Below are 22,774 nucleotides of genomic sequence, written 5' to 3'. Positions count from 1 at the left end.
AATGAAAAAAGGAATAAATACACTCTTTTTGTTTCTAACTCTTTTTAGTTTTTTGCTTACAGCCAGCGGGGCTGAATGGCAAAGCTTTTATCCTTTAAATAAACCAAGAGCCGGCGCAGCCAGCCTGGTTTTTGAAGGCAAAATTTACGTATTTGGCGGTAAGACCTTAAATAACAAGATATTGAACACCGTAGAATGTTTTGATCCGTCCCGGCAAAAATGGATCGAAAATGCCATCCCCCCGTTTAAAACGGAGCGCTACAATGCGGCAGCCATTGCATTTGCTGGAAAAATTTACCTGATTGGCGGGCGTAGCTCCGAGGAGATTCTCGAAGATGTGGAAGTATTTGATCCTGTGCAAAACGAATGGACGGATGTGCAAAATATTCACGATGGGCGCGAGGGACATCTGGCTTTTATTTTAGAAAATCACATTCATATTCTCGGCGGTCAAGAAAATGAATACGAACTTCAAAAAGAGATCGAGTGGTACGACGAGACCAACGACAAATGGGAGAAAGAAAAAGAGAAATGCCCCTATCCTCGCGTGGCTCCCTTTGGAGCCAGCGTAGGCGATATTTTCTACATGTTCGGGGGCTATTATTACGGCATGAGCGAAAAGAGTTACAGATGGAAAAAAAACAGCATGCACAAGCCCTGGCAATCGCTACCTTCTCTGGAGCAGCCCAGAGCTTATGGCACCACAGTCGTCAAGGGAGACAGCATCTTTTTAATCGGAGGCGAAACGCCCTCCAGCATGTCAGCCAGTGTAGAAGTCTTTGACATTAAAACTGAATCCATTTCCAGAGGCACGCCTTTGCCCGCTCCGCGCAGCGGCTTGACCGGCGTTTGTCTGAATGACACCATTTTTGTAATGGGCGGATACAACCCTAATACCGGAAATCCCGTAGGCGATGTTGAAATTCTGGTTGAAACCACAACCGCTATCAAAAGCCATCCTTTTCGACCTGTGCCTCAGTCGCAAATCCTCATCCATGGTTACCCTAATCCCTTTAACGGACAAATTTCACTGGACATTACCACTTCACAACTTGCTTCGTATCGTATTGATATTTATAATCTCAGAGGGCAACACATAAAATCCCTATTTAATGGAATGCTAACAGGAGGAACGCAGCATTTTAAATGGTATGCTAAAAACGATCAGGAGCAAGCTGTCTCGTCAGGCATTTACTGGCTGGTGGTCCGTTCCAGGGCCAGCCAGGGCCTTTTTAAAATTATTTACACCAGGTAATACCCTTCCTGTATTCCTGGTTCTGTTTGTAGTCTTCCCCCCTTTGTTCGCCCAGGAATCTACCTCCCTAAAAACGCTGTACGAACGTTTACAGTTTGAAAAGACAATTCAGCAGGGCCACCAACTATTAAACAGCAAGCAATCGTTTACGCCACAGGAACTCATCGACATTCACCAGTACCTGGGCTTTTCTTATTTCAATCTGGGCAAGTTAGATTCAGCCAGGACTCATTTCCTGACCATTTTGCAATTGAATCCCCGATATCAATTCGATCCGGTTACCACTTCGCCCAAGATCATCACTTTCTTTGAACAATTAAAAAAGCAACAACCAGGTCCCAATCTAAAAGCAAGGCCTATTCGTTACATTCTGATTAAAGACAAGCGGCCGCAAGCCAGCGTTCAATCTTTGTTGCTGCCGGGCTGGGGGCAATATTTTAAGGGGCAAAAAAAGAAAGCCTATCTGTTCTTTACGGCGTTCGGGGCCTCAGTGGCTGCCACAACGACGGCAGCTTTTTTAGAAAAACACTACCATCAAAAATACAAAACGATTGATGATGCGCAGAAGCTGGATGCAGCCTATCAGCGTTACAACCGCTGGTACAAATGGAGAAGGTATGGCACCCTGGCCACGGCTGCCATCTGGGTCGCCTCTGTTCTGGATGCCATGTGGAGCCCCTACAACTGGAACACCGGCGGTGTAACTTTTTCAGGCAATGGTTACAATTACCAGCTGACCATTTCATTTAATTTTTAAGTGGAATATCTAAATTGTTGAAGGATTCTTCTTCATCTACAATTTCTGCACTCGATACTAGCTCAACAAAAACCTCAAACAGGTACGGCTCCCACAGTCCCTGCTCTTTTTGCAACTCCATTTCGGCCAGCGCTTGCCTTATGGTTAGCGGACTGTGGTAAGGCCTGGTGGAAGTAAGCGCCTCAAAACAATCGACAATGCCGATAATTCGGCTTTGCAAAGGGATATAGTGGGCGCGGATGCCGTAGGGATAGCCAGCGCCATTATATTTTTCATGATGGAATAAGATGGCCGGCGCCAATGGTGCCAGCTTAGGGATGTGGCTAATTAGAGCAAAACCCAATTCCGGATGCAGGCGAATTATCTGGCGCTCTTTAAAGCTCAATTTTTCTTTAGAAAAAAATAACGCTCCAGGTAAGAACAACTTTCCCACATCGTGTAAATGGGCCGCTTTTTTGAGTTTTTCCATTTCCTGTCTGGAAAAATCCAGCGCCTGTCCCATTAATTCGGCCAACAAGGCTACCCTGGTGCTATGTGTTATATGTTGTTTATTATAAAAGGATTTTTCAAACTGCGCCATTAAATCGACAAGCAAATCGAAAGCATTAGCTTTTTGGGCTAAAAATTGCCCCATTTCTAAAACGGACAATAAACTTTCATTAACAAGATAACTCTTTTTTCCAAACATTTTCATTCCTTTGTTTTTATTAAAAAACCTCACTCATCCATAGGGATGAGCGAGGTTGTGAAGGTACCTGCAATTTTGCGTGCCTTATTGAGGACCTTACTTGAGTAATGTCATACGTTTAACAATCGCCTGATTTTTAACCTGCAATCTGTAAAAATAGATGCCAGAAGCAACAGGCTGGCTGTACTGATTTGTTCCATTCCATTCAAAGCGGTACGTTCCATGATCCAGAACGCCGTTGTACAGGGTTTTAACCTTTTTGCCCAGAACATTGTAAATGGTCAGACTCACATGTTCAAATCCACTGTGATTCAACGAGAATTCAATGGTTGTAGTCGGATTAAAGGGATTGGGATAATTTTGCTCCAATTTAAAGGAGGTAATCACTTTTGCCTGGGACTGTATGCCCGTTACACTGGCCGTACTTCCGCTCTGGATTTGAAGCGCTTCGTACCCGTTGTTACTGGAAACGGCCCAGACGGTCACTTCACTACCTGGAGTAAGAGAAGCATAGTCGATCTCATTAAAACTGCTATCCAGAATAACCGTGTTAGCGTTAACCGCGTATTCTGTTCCCTGTACAATTACACTGGATTCGCTTTTGCCACCCAGAGAACTGGTTACGGAAACCAGCGCCGGATCGTACTCGATCTCAATTTTTAAAGCGCGGTAGGTTCCATCCTGTTGCAAAGCGGCTTTTACAGAAACAATCTGCCCGACCTTTAATTCGCTGATTTGCACAATGCTATCCTGCAAATTGTAAACGATTGTCAGGCTATCGATGGCAAAGTTTAAATGGTTCACACGAATCGAATCTGCGGTGAGGGCCTGAATTTCTCCGGTAACTTCAAGATGCATTCTCCCCATGTCTTCCAATGCCACGCGGAGAGCCAAAAATGAACCGTCTGACAGCCGTTTGGCTTTGACTTCTACAAAATCGCCAACTTTCAAATCAGTAAAAGTAATGAACTGATGGGTCTGGTCCAGAAAAACCGTATTGGAATCCACTGCAAAATAAACGCCCTGCAATGTAAAACCGTTGCTGTCCATCGACTCAATAGCGCCCTTGAATTCAACGTATTTTGACCACAGTTCTTTTACTCTTATGCTCAAAGCCAGAATAGTACCATCGTTTTGCACCTGACCTTTTACCTTAACCACCTGTCCTTTTCGGAGATCACTAAAGTTCAAGCGTTGGTGATGCATTCCAGTAATTTCAGTGCTATCGTTCACCAGAATAATCCGCCCGGCTACCATCAGAAAATCGCCACCTAAAGAATCAATCGCGCCTTTAACCGTTACATTGTTGTGCCTTTCGTTGACGTCCTCAATTTTGATTTTACGGGCCAGAAGAGTACCATCAACATTAATGGTGGCTTTAACTTCCACAAATTGTCCGGGCTGTAAATCATCAATGCTGCCACTGCCCATCATGTGGTCGCCTGTTTTAACAACCGTTGTTGAATCAAAATAGATGCGCTGATTGTCGATTACCAGATAGTCACTGGCCAGAGAGTCAATAAATCCTTTTAATTCAAGCATGAATGTCTCATGACCTTCATCTTCAATTTTAATTTTAAGGGCCACTCTCTCGCCATTCATCATTTGTGCTTCAACTTCAACCAACATGCCAACCACTAAATTTCCAGCGGAAATAGGCGCCTCGTTACGATCCAGAATTCGGGTTTGTTCATTGATTGTAAAGGCCATTCCATTAACCACAATTGAGCCATCCGCAACCGATTCAATATGGCCTTTGATTTTCATTTCATGATCGCCGTCATGATCTTCATTGTGGCCTTCCAGTTTAACCTTCCTGGCCAGATAGACATGGTCATAAAGCCCCTGGCCTTCGACTTCAACATAGTCTCCCACCTGCAAATCGGAAAGTGTTAACAGACCATCGTTGTGGCCCATGATAACTGTGGCACTATCCACTACAAAGGCATATTTTCCAATGAAAAGCGTATCGCCATTGATGGCTGTAATTTCGCCTCTGATCTCTAAGTATTGGTGACTGGAGTCATCGGAATGGTACATGTACGTAATGTTGGCTTCAAATTGAACCTTGTTCTTATTTCGGTCTTCCAGTTTAGCTTTCCATTTCCAGGTTCCGCCGTTCGGCAACTGACTCAGGTCGAATGAAGAACTGAAAGTGCCATCCATGTTATTTGTAAGGCGACCTTCGAAATGACCACCCATATCGCCCATCATGCCGTGATCATTATCCATCTGTCGCTCAAGCTCCCATTTCATCTTTTCCATATTGTTAAAATCAACGCTCTGGGAAAAGACCGTCATGTAGAGTGTAGCGTTTTGTTGATAAAAATACTCAGAGCTGTCTGCGTTGGGCCGTGACGACAGAATATAGTAATTCTGCGCCTGAGCGCTGAGTGTTAGCCCCAAAACCATACCTGTCAATAAAAGCAGGCTTCTGAGCGCTCTGTTATTGTGTAGTAGATTGAACATAATGTCCTCCTTTAATTTAATTAACCTTGTTTCTGGCCTTGATGGAGCAAATGACGTGCCAAAACATTTTGCATGGTCTAAGTTCATGTTTTTCAATAAATATTTTTATTTTTTAAATAAAAGTGTGACAATATAGTGCTTGATGAGCATATTTTGCACACTTGTTATTCCGATTATTGCCCGTCATTGGGGAGAAGGTACAATCGCTATTGAGTCATCAAAACATAAATTTCAGAAAGCCAGGGATAGTAAAAAGGCGTGTTGGTTTTAGAGAGATTTTTGAATAATGAGGAATTAAATCCTCTACAGGGCGCTTTTCATTTAACCTGACCATTGAAATGATTATTGGGGATTTTCAGGTACCCGCACCTTACTTCGCACCACAAAGGCTTCACGATAGCCCAATTTTCGGGCCAATTCTCTTGCCTTTTCTGCTTTATTGCGCTGGGTAAAATCTCCTATGCGAATTTTGTAGAAGGGCGCTTCAAAGATAAAATAAACGTTCTGCTGATAAGGAGCAAAATCATTTAGTGCTTTATTTTTGGTCATGGTTGCGCTTTCTACACTGCGGCCGGCAAAAATTTGCACGCGGAAACCATCCACTTCCCGATAAGAGATTAAAGAATCAGGAATCGCGGCTTCATTTTGTGCAGTGGAAGCAGATTTGAGCTCAATGGGCTCCATCTTCTGATGGCCCTGCTCTTCGAGCCTGTTTTTACGCTTGATTACAATGTCATCGTCTTCCAGGCTTAAAGGATCGAATGACTCATCAAACTGGCCGGCCGCTACTGCAGGCGCAGACTCTGGCGAAGCAGGCCTGACCAGCTCTTTTTTCGCTGCACAGCTAAAAAGCACAAAGAGGCCCACAACCATCAGAGTCGCGGTAGCCATTCTTTTTAAATGATTTCCAGTGATTTCTTGGGTAACCATCCAGTTTTTCCATCCTCTAATTTAATCTCAAACCAATCGCTACTTTGTCTTAAAATCTTGACTTTTGTGCCTTCATGAATCACAAACATCTCTGTCGATTGTTCCCGCGGTTCTGAAAAAACGGTAACCGTTGGCTTTAATATAACGCCATATTGTTCTTTTTCAAAACGATACACTTTATCGGCCAATAACAGACCGCTAAAAAGCAACAAGATCAAACTGACCACCACCAACGGGCGGCCCTTTTCCTGTCGCCTCTGCTTCTGCCAGTACAAAAAGAAAGCAAGGCTAAAAATGGTTAACCAGAACAGGCCCACAACCAACCAGGCCAGGGTATTAATGGTAAAGAAATTTAAAAGCGCTTCCCACCATGCGCTCAGAAAAAATTTTGGGGGTTTTTCAATCTTATCTACCAGCCGACTTTTCAAGATGAGTAGATTTTCATTTAAGGCCTCGTCCTCCGGCATCAAGCGCAGCGCCCTTTCATAAAAGAGGCGCGCTTTACCCAGTTGATGTAGTTTAAAATAGACATTGCCTAAATTGTAATACAGCTCTCCGCTCTCAAAACCAGAATCCAGAATCTTCTGGTAGGCTTCAAGGGCCTGCTGATAGTTCCCTTTCTGGAAAAACGCATTTCCCTGCTGGAATAGTTGCTGGGCCTCCACTGAGCGGGCAGCAGACCATCCATTGAATACAAAAACCATTACAAAAACGGCAAAAAACAACTTCCTTTGCATCATATCCATTTCTCTAATCTGGTTAAAATGTGTTTGGCCCGTTCGTAAAATTTTTTCCGCTCCTCAGGAGAATCAGGAATATTGGCAAACTGTCGGAAATCGGCCTCTTCCAGCACCGTGATGTATTCTTCGATGACCTGCGGATCAATCTGTCGCTGGCTTAAATGTTTCCGAACATTGGGCGTACTGAAATCGCTGAGATCGATGTTTAATTTGTCGCGCACAAATCCCTGCAGAGCATTACTCACGGCTTTGTAAAACTGGTCGTACTCTCCGCTTTTTAGTAAGTCGTGTGCTCTGGAAAGTTGTTTGGCTGCCATGCGACCTGCCTTGCGACTCCGCAATAAGCGTTCATCACTGACGATGCGCGCCTGATAATCATTGACCAACACAAAAACTATCAGGAAGATAAAGCCAAAGCCAATCAGACCCCAGAATTTGAAGCTGAGATAAATTTTGTAACCCAACGGTTTGAATTCAGTAAATTCCTTGATAAAACGAATATCGCGGCCGATTAAATTCACATAACGCTGATCCAGCGAACCGCCGCCTACAGGTTGATTCAGAGCTACGTTGCTTTCTCCGGTGACATGCAAGGACAACGCTTTGCTGCGCAGGGTGATATATTTTCCCTGCTGTGGATCAAAGTAGCTGAAGGTTAACGGTTTAATCAAAAAGTCGCCTGGCATGCGGGGAATGAGAATGATCTCCGCCGATTTTGTACCTCGAATTCTGGCGCCCACATTGTCCAGCTGGGTTTTAATTTTAGGATCGTACTTTTCAATATCGGGCGGCACAATCACATCGGGGATGTTGACCAATTTAATATTGCCTTCACCGGAAACGTTTATTTTGAGCGAAACCGCGTCATTGACCTTGACTTGAGTCTTGTCCATTAGCACTTTAAAATCGTAGCGTCCAACCGCGCCACTGAAATCTTTCGGCTTTCCTTCCTCGGGCAAATCTTTAACCGTTATTTTAATCGGTTTACTGCTCAATGTTTTCTGCACCACATTGCCAAAGGGATCATCAAAAAAACTGTCGAATATGCTGCGTGAGCGGCGTCTTACACGGGCTTCAACCAGCACCGAAATCGGTTCCAGAGTCAATTGGCCGCTCTGTGTAGGAAAGATGGCGATCTTCCGGATGGTAGCCACGTTGTAATTCAGTCCATTGACAATCTCGGTTGTAATCGTCGGTTGCCTGGGCATGGCAAATTCTTCTGTCCAGAAACCGGGATTGGAGGGCAACTTCTGAAAATCGTAACCGCTGACGCTCACCCGGAAATAGAGTTTGTAAGCCACGACAATTTGTTCGCCCACATAAGCCGTGCGTTTAGAGACCTCGGTCTTTAAATAGATGCTCTGACCGATTAAATCCTGGTCGGTCCGTTTCCTGGGCGCTTTCTTCCCCGGTCTGGAAGGTTGCCCTGTAGCCCGCGGCTGATCGACTACCGTAATGGTAACAGAATTACTCTTCAAAGTTTTGCCTTTGGCCGAAACCATAGCCGGGGGAATGATCAGCTTTCCCTTTTTTTTAGGTTGCAGATAATAGGTGTGCACTTTGGTTGCCGACATGCGTCCATTAATAAATTGGATGCTGGTAGACGTATTGGGCCCGGACAGAACGTAAAAGTCTTTAAAGTCCGGCGCCTGCGGATCCGGCAACGAACTGGACTTGCCCGAGATTTCAATCGAATAGGTAAAATTCTCTTCCAGGCCCACCTTGTTTTTGGACACATAGGCCCGGATTTGGACATCCTGGCCATAAAGCGCTGCAGGCAGGCCAGCAAAAAAAATGTAAAGGATTAAAATACTGACACTCAACGGAACGCTGAATCGTGTGAAACCTTTTTTCATGCGTATTACCAGTCTTTCTCTACCTGTTTACGTCCGGCCGGAACACGCATGTGTTCCTTCTTAAATTTTTTATTTTCTTCTTTCAGGGCCCGCAGAATGCGTTCGGCCTCTTCTTTACTCATCTCTTTCTTCTCTGCCTTCTGAGCTTTTTGCTTTTGCTGATCTTTCTTTTCTTCCTGCTTTCCTTCGTTGGCCTTTTGCTGTTGCTGCTGCTTTTTCTGTTGCTGTTGTTGCTTTTGTTGCTGCTGCTCTTTCTCCTTCTGTTCCAGCTTCTCTTTCAATGCCTTCAGATAAGGGTCATCCGGAAATTGTTGTAAGCCCTGATCCACAGCCTGCCTGGCCTGGGCCAACTGGCCGCGAATGTAAAGGTTAGCTCCTAAATGGAAGAATTCCATGGCATTCTGTGCCTGCAAAGCGCCAGCTAACAGAAAGCTAAAACACAAGGCAACTAATAATCGTTTCATATTTCCTGAGAACCTAAAATCTCTACAACATCCTTAATACGCGTAATGAAATTTTGAAAGGCAGCCACAGTTCTGTCCTTTTTCAACCCATCCATCATTAACTGATAGGCATCCCGATAACGCCTTTGATCCACCAATTTTTCTGCCTGTTCCTTTAATTTTTTGGCAAACTCCGAAGGTTCAATGGGTTTATTTTGCTGGTTGGGCTGCTGCTGTTTTTTATCGGCCAGTTCCTTTAATTTAGCCCGGGCCAGTTCCAAATTGTACTTAGCCTGAAAGTCGTCCGGCTTCAGTTCCAGAGCCTTTTTGTAGGCCTCGATGCTCTCTTTCAACTTATTTTGCTGAAAGTAACAATTGCCAATATTGTACAACGCTTTGGCGCTTAAGTCAAGATTTTCGCTGCCCACCACTTTTTGATAGCTATCAATGGCTTCTTTGTACTTCTTCAATTTGTAAAAAGCGTTGCCTTTATTAAAAAGCGCAATTTCGTTCAACGGATCATCCAGCAGAGCATCCTGGTACTGGGCCAGGGCCTGTTCATATTTGCCCTGTTTGAAATATTCATTCCCTTTATTCACTTTACTCCGTACATTTCCGGCCAGCGATAGCTGGACGAGCCCCATGATTACAATGCTACATATTTGCCAGCGCATAGTCCGACCTTGTTTTAGTTCTTACCGGTAAAAAGAATTCCAGAAGCAGAAAAATCAGACCCAAAATCAAAAAAATCTGATAGCGGTCTTCATATTGAGCGAACTTTCGGGCGCTTAATTCTTTCTTTTCCATCTTGCGAATTTCATCATAAATTTTGCGCAGTTCCGATTGCCCGCTGGAGGCGATGTAATACTTTCCGTTAGAAATAAAAGCGATTTTTTGTAAGGTCTTAACATCCAGGCGCGTGGTTACCACATTGCCATTGCGATCTTTTTTAAATCCCAGCGAACGACCGTATTGATCGTAAACCGGAATGGGCACGCCCTGCGGCGAACCAATGCCAATGGTGTAAATAATGATGCCTTCTTTAGAGGCCTCTTCGGCCGCCTTAACCGGATCGCCTTCATGGTCTTCGCCGTCGGTGATTAAAATCAGCACTTTGTGCTTGCGCTCTGTTTGATTGAAGGAGCGGATGGCCGTGCGAATGGCATCTTCCAGAGCCGTACCCTGAACCGGAATCAGATCGGTGTCTATCATTTGCAAAAAGAGCTTGGCCGCCCCATAATCCAGCGTTAAAGGACACACCAGGTGCGCCATTCCGGCAAAGGCAATCAGCCCAATGCGATCGCCCTGCAATAGATCGATAAAATTATCCAGCTCATGTTTGGCCTTTTCAAGACGGCTGGGTTTAATGTCCTCGGCCAGCATGCTGTTGGACACATCCAGGGCCACGATGATATCTACCCCTTCGCGCTTGACCTCTTCCAATTTAGTGCCGATTTGCGGATCGGCCAGAGCAATAACAAAAAAGGCGTAGCTCAAAATAAAAAAGACACTCTTCCAGATCATGCGCCCACGGTTGTAACCGGGCATAATACGCTTCAGTATTTCGATATGGCCAAAACGCCGTAACAGCGCTTCTTTGTGTTTGTAAATCAACACAAAAAAGATGATGAGCAGAATAATGCCCCATAAGCCGTGTAAAAATAGCGGATATCTAAATTTCAGGACTTCCATTTTCTCCTTAAAAACTCGTTTTCTATTTCAAGGCCAAAGTTCTACTTCTGCTGTTTTGATCAGGGAATTGTTTTAAAATAGGTGTTGCTTAAAACCAGTTCCACCACTAACAGCAACAGTCCCAGACTCAAAAAGTAAACAAAGAACTCTTCATAGCGCGTGTACTCTTTTACCTCGATTTTGGTTTTTTCCATCTCACCGATCTCTTTGTAAATCTGGCGTAACTTTTGGGTATCGGTTGCGCGGAAATATTGACCACCGGTAATGCTGGCCACCTGTTTTAGCAAATCTTCGTCAATATCCACGCGCATGGGCACGTAGCGCCGGCCCCAGATCGGATCGTCCACCGGGTACATGGCCGTTCCCCGCGTTCCGGTGCCGATGGTGTACACGCGAATCCCCATGGCTTTGGCCATGCGGGCAGCCGTAATGGGATCGATTTGGCCCCGATTGTTTCGCCCATCGGTTAACAGAATGATTACCTTACTTTTGGCTTTACTGTCTTTTAAACGATTGATGGCCGTGGCCAGGCCCATGCCTATGGCTGTTCCGTCCCACTCCTGATCGGCCACTTTCATGTTGTCCAGGATATGGTAGAGTACGCCATAATCAAGGGTTAAAGGGCATTGGGTAAAGCTCTCACCGGCAAAGACCACCAGGCCAATCCGATCATTCTTGCGTCCTTTGATGAACTCCTTAGCCACCATTTTAGCCGCCTCGATACGGTTTTTGGGACGAAAATCTTCGGCCAGCATGCTGGTGGAAACATCCATGGTTAACACAATGTCAATGCCCTCTGTGGTGATCTCCTCTTCCTTGTGACTGGATTGGGGCCGGGCCAGAGCCACCACAACAGCCGTTACGGCCAGTAACCTCAGCACAAAAAGAGCAGGACGCAGGCGCTGCTTGAGGCTGGGCTTCACCTGCTTGAGCAATTTAATATCCGAATAGATGATTTTAGCCGTGGCCCGCGAACGCCCGCGCCAGTACCACCAGACCATAAACGGTATAACCAGCAAAAACAGTAAATAATACGGATCTGCAAATCGAAACATGGGCTACCTGTTCGTTCGGATGTTGTGTATTTTGTCCTCTGTCATCTTTCCCTTTAACTCAGATTTCACGATTTATCTTTCTTTTGCGTCTGATCTTCTTTAGCAGCGCTCTCTGACTTTTCCGTTTTTGGTTTTTCGATCAAATCCTCTTTTTTAGGAAAGATCTTTTTAAGGTCATCTTTCTTAAAGGTAACCACCGATTTTAAGGCCGGCACCTGAGCGAAAAATTCATCTTCCCCACGGTCTTTACCGACCAGCAATTCCAGAATTTTATCGCCCTGATCATCATACACCTCTACCAGGCCCCGCGGTGGCTCCAGACCATATTTTTTTAAATTTTTAGGATGGTCGTCCCAAAAACGCTTGACCTTCAAGTTGTTCAAATTGGAAATCAAATTGGAAATCTTGTAATTCTTAGCCTTTTCGCCAGTAGAAAGCAGCCAGTTATTGGAACTGTCTTTTTCAAAAATCATCAACTCGCTATTAAACATCAACTTAATCCGATGCGCCTTATTGCGATTGAATTTGGCGATGTATTTGTCGCGGAAATCGTACAATTTCTTCTTAAACGGCTTGACAAAGAAAGAATCCACTTCAAAGATATGGGGCCGAGCATCATCTTTGCCATAGGCTTTGTTTCCCTTTAGGCGGGAAAACGAAACGCCCGATTTGGCTTTTTCCAGCCCGGAGAAAAGCTCAATCCGGTAGGCCGGAACATTTAAGCCGTAGTGCGCCAGATTTTGCGCGTTTTCTGCGGCCACCGCTTTAACGCGCCCATAGTCCAGCTTGTTTAACACGGCATTGATATTACTATTGTCGCCGCGGGTTTCAACAGGTTCGGTTAATTTCCAGTCACTACCCTCTTTCACAAAATGGAACTTTCCATGCGGATTGGTAAGCGTAAATTCTTTAACCTGATCCTTTTTGAAATGAATGGCCTTTTTATCGCGCCAGTCAAACAGAGATTTGTCCATGGTGCTTTTAATGGACGAGGCAACAATGATCACACTGGAATCATCACGGGTTACAAAGACATTGCCGCCCACAGGCGTTCGGTCGCCGATCTTCAGCCATTGTTCGTTCAGGCCCTTGCCGGAAAAACGGACCTTAATGCTTTGTGCTCCAAGACCGTAGGTTGTTAAATCGTTGCCGCTGGCCTTAAAAGTACGAATCTTTTTTGTATTGCTTAAACTGTACAAAACAGAATTAATGGGCGATTCGTCGGCCAGGGTTTGAACCGGCTGAACGATTTCCCAGGTACCCTCTTTCTTGATGAACTCAAATGTCCGGCCATTTTTTTCAATAATGATATGATCGATGCTGTCCTTCTGGACATTAAACAACTTACCGGCAATCTCTTTTTCTTTTTTCTTTTGCTCGCCGCCTTTGATTTCAACAAAATAGACATAGGCAGCCAGCGCAATCGCAATCAGCGCCATAATAATCGTGTTGCGCATTTTAGCACCGTCTCCTTAAGTTACTGTCACTTGTACCAGCCATTAAAAAAGCAGGGAGGGTCTGGCATCCCATCCCCGCCTTGGTTTAACGATTACGACGAATAAAAACAACCACTCCAATAATAATGACCAGCAATGGGATGGCAATGACGACCAGATAGAATAAGCCTTTCACATCTGCCTGAGTCATGGAAAGGCGACTGTCATCCACCTCTTTGGGCCGAATGGAGATCAAATCTTCTTCTTCGGCCAGGTAGTTGATGGTATTCATAAACAGGTTCATATTCCCCTGATTTTTGAAGAAACCGTTTTTGGCAAAATCGGAATCGCCAAAAATAACCAGAGAAATTTTAGGTTTGCTGGCCGATTTTTCAGCGGCTACGGCCAGGGTGATCGGTCCCTTTTTGTCCTTTTCAGGATCGAACGAAACTTTACCGCTCTGGTAATCGACATCGGCCCAGCTATTTCCGGAAGTTTTTAACAGTTCGGTGATGGTGTACCCGCCCTTGTCCGTCATGGGCGTTACCGAGCAGGCCAGAGGATAAAAGGTCATGATATTAAAATCTTTGGTGATGGGATGGTTTTTATCGTAGGTGGTGACCAGAGGCATACCTGGCCCGGCGCCAAACAACTGGCCCACCCCGCTCACATCGATCACCATATCGTTGCCTACCTGCACATGATATTGAGCGGCAAAATCGGCAATGTCTGCCGGATGTTCCGGATCGATCATCAGCAGCAATTTGCCTCCGTGATTTACAAATTGTTTAATACTATCCAGTTCACCTGGCAAAAAGTTGGTTTTGGGCCCTACAATTGCCAGAACCGTACAACTATCGGGCACCTGTTTACGGCGCGCCAGATTCAATTCGCGCACCATGTAATTTTCCTTTTTAATGGCCTGGGCAGCGTTGGAATAGCCTTCCGCCGTTTCATCTTTAAAGGAACGTTCGCCATGGCCGGTTAAAAAGTAAACGATTTTTTCCTCGTCTCTGGTCACCTTGATAATGGCATTGGTCAGCTCGCCTTCATCCAGCTTTTCGACCATCTCTTTTTTAAGCCCACATTCCACGGCAATAGTGCCATATTTTCGAACGCCATATTGCTTGGCAATTTCCGGACGCTCATCCGGATCCACAAATTCGTAGGTTAAATGGGAAGAACGATAGTTGTACTCATCCAGCAGGTCCCGCGCCCGATTCTGTTCAGAAGATTTAAAGAAGGCCGTTAATTTAACATCTTTATTCAGATTCTTAAGAACCTTTTCCGTCTGGTCAGACAAACTGTACAGCTTGTTTTTAGTCCAGTCAAAACGGATGTGACGTCTGGTAGAGATAAAAGCCAGCATGGCCACAATGACTAACATCACGATAATTTGCACAGTCACATTGGAACCATATTTTAATGAGCGTTTGGAAAGTTCACGCTGACGATTTTTCACCAGGGCAAAAACAAAGTAGGCCAGGCCAATCACGCCCACGGCCAGTAAAATCCAGTGGTAAATTTGCCAGACCTGATTAATCGAATACCAGACCAGGGCCGCCAGTATGGCAACGATACCCAGCAATCCGGATATATTTTCAATCTTTTTCATCGTTTGTTCTCTCCATTTCTATTTAGACCAACATACCCCAACCTGCAATCAGGCGCGCCATTTAACCGATTCAACCATTTTCAACGAGAAATAAAGCCCGACAATAATAAACAGAACGTAATAGGCCAGATGCGTACTATCCAGCACGCCCTGAGCAAAATCCTCAAAGTGATTGATGATGGAGATGTAATTTAAAATGGGCTTTAAGGTTGGCCCAACAAAATTGGCACCCCAGCCTACGACCCACAGCAGGAGCGACATGCCAAAACCGCCAATGGCCGCGATAATCTGGTTTTCGGTGGTAGTGGAGATGAATAACCCAACCGAAATAAAAGCCGCCCCAAGTAGGATCAGCCCGATGTAGCCTGACAGCACAGGCAGGAATTCAGGATCACCGTAAATAAAGAGTAAGCCCTGAAAGAACATGGTTGGAATTAATAAAACGATGTAAAAAGCCACTCCGGCCAAAAATTTGCCCAGAATGATTTGTAAGGGCGTAATGGGCGTGGTGTAAAGCAACTCCACTGTTCCCAGCCGTTTTTCTTCTGAATAAAGGCGCATGGTAATGGTGGGTAAGGTAAACAGCGAAATTAAGGCGATGTTCCAGAAATAAGGCCGGATGAGCATCAAATTTACATTAAATTTCTGCGGAGCCATGCGATACTGCTGCGAACGGATCATATCCATAAAGGCCGCTTCCACAAAGCTCGACAGGTACAGATAAAAGAACACACCGGTCAAAGCCGTGAATAAGGCCAGTATCACATAGGCAATGGGCGAATAGAAAAAGGATTTAAACTCTTTTTGAAAAATAGCTAATGTCGCTCTCATTTTCAGGCCACCTCCTCTTTTGTCGTCAAATGCAAGAAGATTTCCTCCAGAGTAAAACGCTCTGTGGAAAGTTCCAACAAACCGAGCCCGCTTTTGACAATCGCCTGGGCCAATTCTTTGCGCACATCTTCCGGTGTTTCTACCACTACCTCGCTGATGTCATTCCCTTTGTTTTTGAATTCTAATTTTTGAATGTCACCAATTGGTTGCAAGGCCTGGCGAATGGCCTCTTCACTGCCTTCCACCTGTAAGTTGATGCGCTGAACACCGTGCATTCGATTGGTCAGATTTTCAACGGTATCTTCAACCACAACCTTTCCTTCGTTAATGATGACCACGCGTTCGCAGGTCTGTTCGATTTCCGGCAGGATGTGGGAAGATAAAATGACGGTATGATCCCCGCCCAAATTTTTGATCAACTGACGAATTTCAATGATTTGTTTGGGATCCAGCCCCACGGTCGGTTCGTCCAGGATGACGATCTGAGGATTATTGATCAGGCTCTGCGCCAGCCCTACACGTTGTTTGTATCCTTTGGAAAGCTTGCCAATAATGCGTTTACGCACGTCGCCAATACTGGCTTTTTCGATCACCGTATCCACCTCTTTGTTGACCCTGTCCCGTGGAACGCCCTTAATTTTGCTCACAAAGGTCAGATAGTCTTCAACACTCATGTCCGTGTACAGAGGCGGATTTTCAGGCAAATAGCCTGTAATTTTACGCACTTCCAGGCTTTGTTCAAAAATATCATAGCCACCTACAACGGCGGTGCCGCTGGTCGGGGGCATGTAACAGGTTAAAATGCGCATGGTGGTTGTTTTACCTGCGGCGTTCGGGCCCAGCAGCCCCAGAACCTCACCTTTGTTTACATGAAAGGTTACATCTGAAATGGCCCTTTTTTCACCGTAATACCGGGTTAATCCTTTGACGTCTATCAAGGCTCATTCCTCCTACGTTGAATGATCAACACACAATTAATTTTTTAATGCAAGCCACACAGCAATCTATTTGCTTCATGTTTTCTGCGTCTCCTCAGCTTTTTCTATGGTCGATGATTCTTCATCATCCGCTGGTTGGGTTTCATAAACCACTTTGGTCTGTTCTACAAACTCCACACTCCCTGTTTTCAACCGTTCAATCTCCTGCGGAGACGGAATGTATTTGGCAAACTTAATCAGGTCTGATGTGCTTAAAATTTCCTGCAATAGCTGGCGTAATCCTTCATCCGCCAGATGGCCTTTCATTTCCTGCATGATTTCCGAAGTGGTTTCTTCCAGAGCAGAAATAAAGTATCGGCCTTCAAGGTAGGTCCGCACAATTTCCGACAGTCGCGAAAAAAACTCCTTGTACTGCCCGTTCTCCAGTAAGTCCGTTGCGAATAATGCCTGCAAATCCTTTAAGGCCACTTCGTGCGCCGGCGGAGGCGGAGGAGGCGGTGTAAAGAGATAGCCCTGTTCCTGTTTCCGTTTCCACAGGCGGTACAAAAGATAGAGCGCAACCAGCAACAGCAAAAGTCCGCCGCCTATTAATCCCCAAAAACGATAATTGAACGGAATATCAAGGGGCGGTTTAATGTCTTTTAATTGCGGTTTATCTTCCCCTTTAAGAACGCTCTTCACGTAGATGTCAATGGCCGGCGCTTCAATGATGGCCGGCTTACTGGCCGAATCGGAAGTAAAATAGGCCAGTGGGTACGGCGGAATTGTAAACCGTCCGGTATCGTAAACGGAAATGACGTAATCGTAACGCTGAATGATGTGATCGCCCTTTTCCACCGGATTGTGGAATTGGTAATCTTTAATCTCAAACAGACCCAGGTTGAGGCCCTGCCCGGGTTCGATGATGCGCACATCTTTGCGGCGATCGATGATGATGGAGTACAAAATGTGATCGCCAATGGTGATGGTCGAAGTGTCCACCTGGGCTTTTACTTCAATCAACGATTGATTTTCCACGCGGCCCCAGGTTGGCTCCAACCAAAAGCCCCACCAGATCAGAACGATTAAAAAGAAATACCTCATTGGATCCGCTCTTCGTAAATTTGTACGCCTTCGGCCTGCATCAGGCGCTCAGCAAGCTCCTGATAGGCTTTTTGCTGTTTTTCCATCAACAAATCCTGCGCCACCTGCTGCTGTACTTCACTGAATGGTTTTTGGCGAAGGACTTTACCGTTCTTATCCTTTTCAGCGTAGCGATCTTTATTGGCTTTGTAATACAATTCAATTTCTTCCGGTTCCAGTTTTATTTTGCTCTGCAATTCTTTCTGCAAGAGCTTATTGGCCATCAAAGCTTTTTTAGCCTGAAATACGCCTTCGATGACCTCCCGATCCTTGTCCAAACCCTGTCGCCTGGCCGATTCGTACAATAAATCTTGTAAAACCAATTGTTGCAAAAGTTCCTTTTTCTTTTGCCGGCTATTGAACTGTTCCTGAACGCTGGGCGGCAGTTTACTGATTTCGAAATCGAGATCGCCCTGTGTGATTTTGCGTTTTCCGATGACGGCCAAAACCGCCCCAGGCCTGTTTTTGCTAACCTCGCTGCTGTCCAGCGCCGCTTCATTTTGCATGATGCGCACGGCATCCTGAGTGCGTTCCAGCCTTTCCAGACAGGCTACAATCTTTTTACTGACCTCTTTCTGCAAAGGGCTTTGAGGAAAGAGATACTTTACCTTAAAATAGTATTCCAATGCCTTTTCGTAATCGTTCAAACGCTTAAAGTAGATATCCCCGATAGTGTAATAGGTATTAGCCAGCCGTCCGGCGTCTGGCCGGTAATCTTTAATGTATTGCAAATATTGATTGACTGCGGCCTGGTACAAACCATTGGTGTAGTAGGCATTGGCCAATTGCAGGGCAGCCTGTTCATCCACCAGAGCGGTTTTGTTCGGTTTAGTGCAGGCTGCTATCAAAATAATAGCCAAAACAAAGATTAAATGTTTTTTACCCACCATCTGTCCATCACTCCCTGTTCATACGGCCAGCCGCCTGGCCCGTACTTTAAAAAATTTATTGATCGGTTCTACGTACGATTGATTGGTAAAAATATTGATGTGATCAACGCCAATGGACTGAAACAGCGCTTTCAATGTTTCACGTTGTTTCATGGCATTTAAGTGGAATTCATCGCGCGCCTGGGCGCTGGTGGTATCGACCACGATGGTCTCGCCGGTTTCCGCATCTTCCAGTTCGATCATGCCAGCATTGGGCAAAATGACCTCTCTTGGGTCTACAATGCTGATGGCAATAATGTCGTGTTTTTTGTTGGCAATTTGCAAGGACTTTTTAAAATCTTCCGCCAGAAAATCGGAAATCAAAAACACGGTGCTTTTACGTTTAATCACGCGACTCAAAAATTCCAGAGCTTCGTTGATATTGGTAGCCGCATCGCGGGGTTTGTAAAACAATATTTCACGAATGACGCGTAACACATGGCTTTTACCCTTGCGCGGCGGGATGAATTTTTCGATGCGATCGGAAAATATGATTAAGCCCACCTTATCATTGTTTTTAATAGCAGAAAAAGCCAGCACGGCCGAAAGTTCCGCGGCCATCTCTCTCTTTAGTTGCCGCTCGGTGCCAAAGGAGCCACTGGAACTCACATCCACCAGTAACATGACGGTTAGCTCGCGCTCTTCCTGAAACAATTTTACAAAAGGATGGCCCATGCGGGCCGTTACATTCCAGTCGATTAAGCGGATGTCATCGCCGGGCTGGTATTCACGCACCTCGGCAAACTCCATTCCACGGCCCTTAAATACAGAGTGGTACTCACCGGAAAAGACTTCATTGACAATATTGCGCGTGTTAATTTCGATCTGTTTTACTTTTTTGAGCAGCTCACGGGGGATGGCCTGGGTTTCATCGGATTGCACCATTTGCCGGGCGCTTTTCTCCAGCTGCCGCAAATGGTAAAAATACCAGAAGATGGCAACGCTTAAAAAAACAATCCCCAAAACCAGAAAGAGAATAACCATGCTGTTCATCGTTTGTTTTTGCCTTTACTGTTACTGCTCGCTCATCCGATCAGGGTACTTCAACACGATTGAGCACTTTACGGATGACGTCCTCGGTCGTTAGTTCTTCGGCTTCGGCCTCGTAAGAGAGAATGACGCGGTGACGCATGACATCCATGCTGATCGCCCGCACATCTTCCGGGGTCACATAGCCGCGTCCGCGTAAGAAGGCGTGGGCCTTAGCTGCCTGTGTGAGATAGATGGAAGCGCGCGGACTGGCTCCGTAAGTGATCAATCCTTCCAATTCCTTCAGACCAAATTCTTCAGGGAAACGTGTGGCAAAAACAATATCTACCACGTATTTTTCAATTTTCTCATCGACGTAAACTTCCTTAACCACCTCACGGGCTTTGATCAATTCCTGCGGTGCAATGACCGGTTGGGGTTCGGCCACCTCTTTTTTGGTCTGGCGCCGAATGATTTCCAGCTCTTCTTCTTTAGAAGGATAGCCAACGCTCAACTTTAGCATAAAACGATCTACCTGCGCTTCGGGAAGGGGATAGGTACCTTCCTGTTCAATAGGATTTTGAGTAGCCAGTACCAGGAAGGGGTCTTCCAGCGTAAAGGTATTTTCCCCAATGGTCACCTGACGCTCCTGCATGGCCTCTAACAGGGCGCTCTGCACCTTGGCCGGCGAACGGTTTATTTCGTCGGCTAAAATGAGATTGCTAAAGATGGGCCCTTTTTTAGTTGTAAATTTTCCATCTTTCTGATTGTAAATTAACGTACCGATCAGATCGGCAGGTAGAAGATCGGGAGTAAATTGGATGCGTTGAAATTTGGTTTGGATGGTTTGGGAAAGCGTTTTTACGGTGAGCGTTTTGGCCAGGCCCGGTACGCCTTCCAACAGGATGTGGCCATTTGAAAGCAAACCTATTAACAAGCGTTCGATCATGTAGGTTTGCCCGACAATCACTTTGCTGACTTCGGCAATGATCTTTTCAATGAAGGCACTCTCCTGAGCTATCTTTTCATTAATCGCCTTAATATCAGGATGCATTGTTCCTCCTTTTTCGTTAGCTGTGCTCGATTCTGTAAGAAACGCTAAATTCAAAGACCAGGGGTTACATCGATTATGGTTGCCAGGACGGCTTTTGGCCCCTTTGATGGTTATTGAACACCCGGCCATTCTAATTTTAGGGAACCGTTAAACAATGGATTTGTAGGTTCCGGGAAAATAGTTGTGCCTGCAAAGAGTGCCGGGTGTTCAGCCCGAGCAGGAATGACCCATGTACAACTTTTTCAGCCATTCCTGAAAAAATCAATCCTTTTTATTCAATTCTTGCAAAAGAAGTTCCGTTGTATCGATAAAAAAATGCAGCTCGCTTTCGTTTACCGGTTCGGCCGCAAATTTGACCAGTTCGGCCCTTTCAAATAATTGTTCTAATTTGCTTAATAATTCCTCAGATATTCCGCTTTTTTCCAGGACCAGACGGATCTCAAAAAATTCGCTTCCGGGCGGTAATTCAAATCGCTTTTTAAAATACTCCTTTAAAAGCTGCATTAACAGGTTGAACTTTTTCTCCGGAAGGACATTGGTGAGTTTAATCTTGTTTTTCAGCTCTTCCAGGATTTGTTCTTCGAGCGTTTTTCCCGGTTCAGACAGAATCGCCTGTTGCTTTTTCTGTTCAAAATATCTTTTTAAAGAATACATGATCAGCAGCAGGAAAGCCGCCACCAGAACCCAGATAACAATTTTACCCGCGCTCGGAGCATCGCCCGGTCTGGACACCGGTTCGCTAATTTCCACGGCAATACGATGTGAAAGCAACCGGCCGGTTTGATTAGTTTTTGTATCCTGATATTTAATGGTAAGGCCATCAATGTAAGCCATACCCATTTCTAAAGGGGTAAAATAAAACGTAATCGTTTTTACGGCATGCGCCTGATTATTTTTGTCCTGGAAAAAACGGTTAGCAGAACCGCTGCCCCGCAACTTCAGATTAGTCAAAACCGGATCTGAGATTTCCAGAATGCGGTATCGACTCACCTCACCCGGCCAGGAGAGTTCCACATGGTAGACAACCTCTTCGTTCAAGGGGACCCGGTCTTTCTCAAGAAAAGCGCGCAACTGTATTTCACCGGAAATTGAATCTGTGGGCACACTCTGCCCCACTACCATATTCAAAAGAAACAGGATTAAAACCGAGGCTCTCAACACCATTTTCATTGATCTTTCACTTGCGCTTTACATTCTACTCGAGTCATCCCTATTTTTGAGCCGTTGAATCAGCCCCGATCTGATTCAAAAAGGGAAGTTCATCTAAATCTTTGCCCATGGTTTTAATCTCATATTGGGCGTCGTCCGCTAATTCATGGTTGGGATATTTATCGATGAATTGCTGATAATATTTTTTGGCTTCATCATATTTCTTTAAATCGTTGGCATTAATAAATCCTAACATGAAAAGGGATTCGGCTGCTCTTTTTCCTTCAGGATAATATTCCAGAATTTTCTTAAAATAATCCATGGCCTGTGCATACTGCTCTTTGCTGTAAGCCTCTTTGGCCTTTTCGTAATATTCTTCTTCCGATAATTTTGATGAACAGGCCAGCAATAGCAGAGAAAGAATAATGCTCATTAGAATGACAATTTTTGCTCTCATTTCCACAGTCTCCTCCAACTTATTTCAATAAAACAGGGCTTTACCAAACTGACAAATTTAACGGTTGTTTGAAATTAAATCAAATTATTCACTTTTGCGATTCGATTTAAAAGAAAAATAAAACGTAAAATACATTAGAATGTTCCCGCAGCACAGAACGTCTGGTTGATATGTTTAGAACACTTCCTTCAAAAGATCTAACTCGTTAGCGTGCGAAAAATTTCGTTAATGCGTAACACGTAACTCGTTTCGCGTCACGCGTTACGTGTTACGCTGTCAAGCACCTGGCGTACTTTGCGGTTTATTAAAAGCTTTGGATTCGGCTGTGCTGCCTTAGAACACTTCCTTCAAAACTTCTAATCTCGCCACAGCGTAATGCGAAAATTTTT

Annotated in this window: 21 protein-coding genes; 2 read left to right on the top strand and 19 right to left on the bottom strand. The window is 45.0% G+C overall.

The window, feature by feature from the left end; genetic code table 11:
• Position 1: 1 nt before the first annotated feature.
• Both ACWB0I_RS00955 and ACWB0I_RS00950 read left to right on the top strand, forming a co-directional pair.
• Positions 2 to 1,255: a Kelch repeat-containing protein gene (locus tag ACWB0I_RS00955; RefSeq protein ID WP_479386154.1), complete on the top strand. Its 1,254-nt coding sequence runs from the start codon at positions 2 to 4 to the stop codon at positions 1,253 to 1,255.
• The gene (locus ACWB0I_RS00950; protein ID WP_479386160.1) at positions 1,152 to 2,012 is read left to right on the top strand and encodes a hypothetical protein; all 861 of its coding nucleotides are present in this window, start codon (positions 1,152 to 1,154) and stop codon (positions 2,010 to 2,012) included. Before ACWB0I_RS00955 ends, ACWB0I_RS00950 begins: the two co-directional genes overlap by 104 nt.
• Here ACWB0I_RS00950 and ACWB0I_RS00945 read toward each other — a convergent pair.
• The 19 genes from ACWB0I_RS00945 to ACWB0I_RS00855 form a co-directional block, all read right to left on the bottom strand.
• Positions 2,002 to 2,700, bottom strand: coding sequence for an HD-GYP domain-containing protein (locus ACWB0I_RS00945; protein WP_479386153.1), 699 nt, complete (start codon positions 2,698 to 2,700; stop codon positions 2,002 to 2,004). The two genes, ACWB0I_RS00950 and ACWB0I_RS00945, sit on opposite strands and share 11 nt — an antisense overlap.
• 96 nt (positions 2,701 to 2,796) lie before the next feature.
• A complete protein-coding gene (locus ACWB0I_RS00940; RefSeq protein ID WP_479386152.1) occupies positions 2,797 to 5,169 on the bottom strand; it encodes a DUF5666 domain-containing protein in 2,373 nt (790 codons plus the stop codon).
• 342 nt (positions 5,170 to 5,511) lie between these two features.
• Positions 5,512 to 6,099, bottom strand: a complete 588-nt coding sequence (locus tag ACWB0I_RS00935; RefSeq protein ID WP_479386151.1) for an SPOR domain-containing protein — start codon at positions 6,097 to 6,099, stop codon at positions 5,512 to 5,514.
• Entirely contained in the window at positions 6,066 to 6,839 is a 774-nt protein-coding gene (locus ACWB0I_RS00930) for an SH3 domain-containing protein (protein ID WP_479386150.1), read from the bottom strand. Before ACWB0I_RS00930 ends, ACWB0I_RS00935 begins: the two co-directional genes overlap by 34 nt.
• Positions 6,836 to 8,695 carry a BatD family protein gene (locus tag ACWB0I_RS00925; protein ID WP_479386149.1) on the bottom strand — a complete coding sequence of 620 codons (1,860 nt, stop codon included), beginning with the start codon at positions 8,693 to 8,695 and terminating at the stop codon, positions 6,836 to 6,838. The genes ACWB0I_RS00930 and ACWB0I_RS00925 overlap by 4 nt, the downstream gene beginning before the upstream one ends.
• A gap of 5 nt (positions 8,696 to 8,700) precedes the next feature.
• Positions 8,701 to 9,159, bottom strand: a complete 459-nt coding sequence (locus tag ACWB0I_RS00920) for a hypothetical protein (protein ID WP_479386148.1) — start codon at positions 9,157 to 9,159, stop codon at positions 8,701 to 8,703.
• Positions 9,156 to 9,812, bottom strand: coding sequence for a tetratricopeptide repeat protein (locus tag ACWB0I_RS00915; RefSeq protein ID WP_479386147.1), 657 nt, complete (start codon positions 9,810 to 9,812; stop codon positions 9,156 to 9,158). The genes ACWB0I_RS00920 and ACWB0I_RS00915 overlap by 4 nt, the downstream gene beginning before the upstream one ends.
• Positions 9,793 to 10,830: a VWA domain-containing protein gene (locus tag ACWB0I_RS00910; protein ID WP_479386146.1), complete on the bottom strand. Its 1,038-nt coding sequence runs from the start codon at positions 10,828 to 10,830 to the stop codon at positions 9,793 to 9,795. Before ACWB0I_RS00910 ends, ACWB0I_RS00915 begins: the two co-directional genes overlap by 20 nt.
• Positions 10,831 to 10,889: 59 nt before the next feature.
• Positions 10,890 to 11,885: a vWA domain-containing protein gene (locus ACWB0I_RS00905; protein WP_479386145.1), complete on the bottom strand. Its 996-nt coding sequence runs from the start codon at positions 11,883 to 11,885 to the stop codon at positions 10,890 to 10,892.
• A gap of 65 nt (positions 11,886 to 11,950) precedes the next feature.
• Positions 11,951 to 13,342, bottom strand: a complete 1,392-nt coding sequence (locus ACWB0I_RS00900; RefSeq protein ID WP_479386144.1) for a DUF4340 domain-containing protein — start codon at positions 13,340 to 13,342, stop codon at positions 11,951 to 11,953.
• A gap of 85 nt (positions 13,343 to 13,427) precedes the next feature.
• The gene (locus ACWB0I_RS00895) at positions 13,428 to 14,936 is read right to left on the bottom strand and encodes a GldG family protein (protein ID WP_479386143.1); all 1,509 of its coding nucleotides are present in this window, start codon (positions 14,934 to 14,936) and stop codon (positions 13,428 to 13,430) included.
• A 48-nt stretch (positions 14,937 to 14,984) separates the two neighbouring features.
• Positions 14,985 to 15,767, bottom strand: a complete 783-nt coding sequence (locus ACWB0I_RS00890; RefSeq protein ID WP_479386142.1) for an ABC transporter permease — start codon at positions 15,765 to 15,767, stop codon at positions 14,985 to 14,987.
• Between the two features lie 2 nt (positions 15,768 to 15,769).
• A complete protein-coding gene (locus ACWB0I_RS00885; protein WP_479386141.1) occupies positions 15,770 to 16,705 on the bottom strand; it encodes an ABC transporter ATP-binding protein in 936 nt (311 codons plus the stop codon).
• A 75-nt stretch (positions 16,706 to 16,780) separates the two neighbouring features.
• Complete coding sequence (locus tag ACWB0I_RS00880) at positions 16,781 to 17,788, bottom strand: hypothetical protein (RefSeq protein WP_479386140.1); 1,008 nt, start codon at positions 17,786 to 17,788, stop codon at positions 16,781 to 16,783.
• The gene (locus ACWB0I_RS00875) at positions 17,785 to 18,717 is read right to left on the bottom strand and encodes a tetratricopeptide repeat protein (protein WP_479386139.1); all 933 of its coding nucleotides are present in this window, start codon (positions 18,715 to 18,717) and stop codon (positions 17,785 to 17,787) included. Before ACWB0I_RS00875 ends, ACWB0I_RS00880 begins: the two co-directional genes overlap by 4 nt.
• 18 nt (positions 18,718 to 18,735) lie before the next feature.
• On the bottom strand, positions 18,736 to 19,749 hold the full coding sequence (locus tag ACWB0I_RS00870; protein WP_479386138.1) for a DUF58 domain-containing protein: 1,014 nt from the start codon (positions 19,747 to 19,749) through the stop codon (positions 18,736 to 18,738).
• Positions 19,750 to 19,789: 40 nt separating this feature from the next.
• A complete protein-coding gene (locus tag ACWB0I_RS00865; protein ID WP_479386137.1) occupies positions 19,790 to 20,779 on the bottom strand; it encodes an AAA family ATPase in 990 nt (329 codons plus the stop codon).
• Positions 20,780 to 21,040: 261 nt separating this feature from the next.
• A complete protein-coding gene (locus ACWB0I_RS00860) occupies positions 21,041 to 21,949 on the bottom strand; it encodes a hypothetical protein (RefSeq protein ID WP_479386136.1) in 909 nt (302 codons plus the stop codon).
• A 40-nt stretch (positions 21,950 to 21,989) separates the two neighbouring features.
• Positions 21,990 to 22,385, bottom strand: a complete 396-nt coding sequence (locus ACWB0I_RS00855) for a tetratricopeptide repeat protein (protein ID WP_479386135.1) — start codon at positions 22,383 to 22,385, stop codon at positions 21,990 to 21,992.
• Positions 22,386 to 22,774: the final 389 nt, after the last annotated feature.

Source organism: Caldithrix sp. (genome assembly GCF_056497305.1).
This window is presented reverse-complemented; position numbering and strand designations above follow the sequence as displayed.